At 59.7% G+C, this 2,525-nt stretch carries 2 protein-coding genes and 1 tRNA gene; 2 read left to right on the top strand and 1 reads right to left on the bottom strand.

What is annotated here, in order from left to right; translation table 11 throughout:
- Positions 1 to 129: 129 nt before the first annotated feature.
- Positions 130 to 333 (bottom strand): hypothetical protein, encoded by a 204-nt coding sequence (locus tag SGJ19_29565; GenBank protein ID MDZ4784413.1) that lies wholly within the window; start codon positions 331 to 333, stop codon positions 130 to 132.
- Between the two features lie 508 nt (positions 334 to 841).
- Between SGJ19_29565 and SGJ19_29560 the strand changes: the two genes are divergently transcribed.
- Positions 842 to 915, top strand: a tRNA-Arg gene (locus SGJ19_29560).
- Between the two features lie 189 nt (positions 916 to 1,104).
- Entirely contained in the window at positions 1,105 to 2,292 is a 1,188-nt protein-coding gene (locus SGJ19_29555) for a tyrosine-type recombinase/integrase (GenBank protein MDZ4784412.1), read from the top strand.
- The last annotated feature ends 233 nt before the right edge of the window (positions 2,293 to 2,525 follow it).

Below are 2,525 nucleotides of genomic sequence, written 5' to 3'. Positions count from 1 at the left end.
GCAGAAAGCGCCGAACGGGCTAGGACGCCGGCAGACGGCTGGCAAACGCTTCACGGCTCCTGCTTTCTCCGCCAAGTCCGTTTGGCCGTAGACATTTATCGTGAGTCGAATGTCTGAAGGCCGCGCCAGCTACTGTGCCGACTTCGGGGAAACGCCGGCCCGGCTTAAATTCGTGATGAACGTATGCCGTGTCGCGTGAAAGTCGGCGTACCGTCCTTCGCGGTCACGGTACGCGAGGAAGTCGGACTCCTCTCGACGCTCGCGCTCGGTCTGGTCGTGCTTCACTTCTTTCATCCATTCAGCACAGGCACGGGCCAATTCCTGCTGCATCATTTCCGATGTATAACGTTCCAGCCCGCCCGCTCGCTTGGGGACCGGAAACAAGATCTCTCCGGCAACTGATTTGTTTCACCCTCAATGAGACCCTTCGGCCGTTCGCTTAGCTGCGTTCTCCGGGCGACTCTCGTGGCAGTTGGCGCTGCCGCAGTTTGAGATTTCGTTCTCGTCTGCGCGGCCGGGCCGTGGCGAGCCTCGTTCGCAGGGCGGCGTGCAGCGTGGCTGGTCGGCTCCCCATCCTCGTCGACCAATGCGAAGAACCGCGAACCGACCTTCACAAACCAGCCTCTCCCCTAACAGAAGAAGTAGCCCTTGTTCTGAGAGCCTTTCTTCCGTCCCGTCTTACCCATGGCGCCTTCCCCCAGCGTTTAACTCCCGATACAATCTTGGATCACGTTGCGGCGCGGCCCCCGCCGAATTTAGTGCCGCAAAGAAGTGACAGAGGCCAAAGCGACGCTCTACCGGGAATAATAACCCAGGAAATGGTAGAGGGTTACGAAAACAGGCACCCCTAGCTCAATTGGATAGAGCATCGGTCTACGGAACCGAAGGTTACAGGTTCGAACCCTGTGGGGTGTACTTGCTACGTAAGGACTTACGACGAGTGCCGCGCATCTGATCCGCTAGTCGGGTACAGAATCGGTACAGAATCGAGCGTTTGGACAACAAAAAAAGGCCTCGCGAACGGTGTCAGCCGTCGCGAGACCTCCGCAAACCCTTCGGCTTGCTCTGTGGTGTCTTTCACCTTAAGAGCCGGAGGGTTTTCGCATGTCACGTCGTCCGCGTCCTTGGTTTTGGAAGGCGCGCCGAGCTTGGTATGTCACGCTGGAAGGCGCTCGTCATCGGCTTGGCGAGGACAAGTCAGATGCGTTTCAACGCTTCTATCAGTTGATGCAGCAGCCGAAGCGTTGCCACGTTGCCTCGCAGTCGCTCGTCGCCGTCATCGATGAATTCCTGGAATGGGTGCAAAAGCACCGGGCCCCGTCCAACTATGAAGGCTATCGCTACCGGTTGCAGCGCTTCGTCGAGCGTTGGCCCAACTTGCGTCCGGACGAATTGCGTCCCTGGCACGTCCAGCAGTGGGCGGATGCGTTTGATATTTCCCAAACCACGCGGCGCAACTATCTGCGGGCCGTCAAACGCTGCCTGAGGTGGGCGAAGCAGCAGGGCTACATCGACGCAAATCCGATTGCGGAGCTGCCGTTGCCGGCCGCTGAAAACCGCGAAGTCATGATTCGCCCAGCAGAGTTTGAGCGACTGCTGGAGTTGGTTCCACCGGGTGACTTTCGCGACCTGCTCCTGGTGACGTGGGACACGGGCTGCCGCCCACAAGAAATTCTGAAGGTGACGGCAAATCATGTGGACTTGACGCACGGCCGCTGGGTGTTCAAGAAGTCCGAGGCCAAGATGAAACGCAAGGTGCGCGTGGTGTATCTGAGTGAGCGGGCCCTGGTGATCACGCGACGTCTGATGGCGGCGCATCCCGCCGGCACGCTATTTCGGAATTCACGAGGCCGCCCCTGGACGACCTGCGCGGTGAATTGCCGTTTCCAGCAGCTCCGCATCCGGATGGGGATGGAATCCTTTCGGCGCGAGAAGGTGCGGCTGGATGAGACGGAATTGGCTGAGCGGGTCACACGATTGAGCAAGACCCGGCGCGAAGGCAACCAGCGGATTGAGAAGTCCGAACGTGAACTAGCCGCCGAGGCGCGTCGCAAGTTACGGTATCGTCGGGCCGCCGCCCTGGCGCCCCGTTATTCGCTTTACGCCCTGCGGCATTCCTGGGCCACGAACGCCTTGGAACGGGGCGTGGATGCCTTGACGGTGGCCGTCTTGATGGGGCACTCGGATCCCAGCACGTTGGCCCGCGTCTACCAGCATCTATCCCAGAATCCTGAACACCTGCGTGAGCAAGCTCGGCGGGCGATCACGCCATCGCCGGGAATGCCAGGCTAAAGCTTGAGATGTCGCAAAGATTATCGGCGTGGGACTGCGCGTGGTGTACGCACAGGTTGGCCCGAGCGGTAACGATTTTCGAGAAATCGTTGCAATTCCGCCTCCGCAATGCGAATGGTTCCTCGCCCCTGTCCCAAGTGTAAACGGCGCTCGAAGAGTGCAGCGCTTGGCGGGTTACCGATGGTCGGTCGAAAAGTGTAGTGCTCATGTTCCCTTCCGCGGATTCGTGACCG

The organism is Planctomycetia bacterium, from assembly GCA_034440135.1.
In the GTDB taxonomy this organism is placed as follows: Bacteria; Planctomycetota; Planctomycetia; order Pirellulales; family JALHLM01; genus JALHLM01.
The sequence above is the reverse complement of the archived record's forward strand: the minus strand, read 5'-3'. Positions and strand labels throughout refer to the sequence as shown.

Bases quoted from the DNA above. Each gene is read 5' to 3' on its own strand.
- SGJ19_29565 (MDZ4784413.1), bottom strand. From the start codon at position 333: ATGATGCAGCAGGAATTGGCCCGTGCCTGTGCTGAATGGATGAAAGAA.
- SGJ19_29555 (MDZ4784412.1), top strand. From the start codon at position 1,105: ATGTCACGTCGTCCGCGTCCTTGGTTTTGGAAGGCGCGCCGAGCTTGG.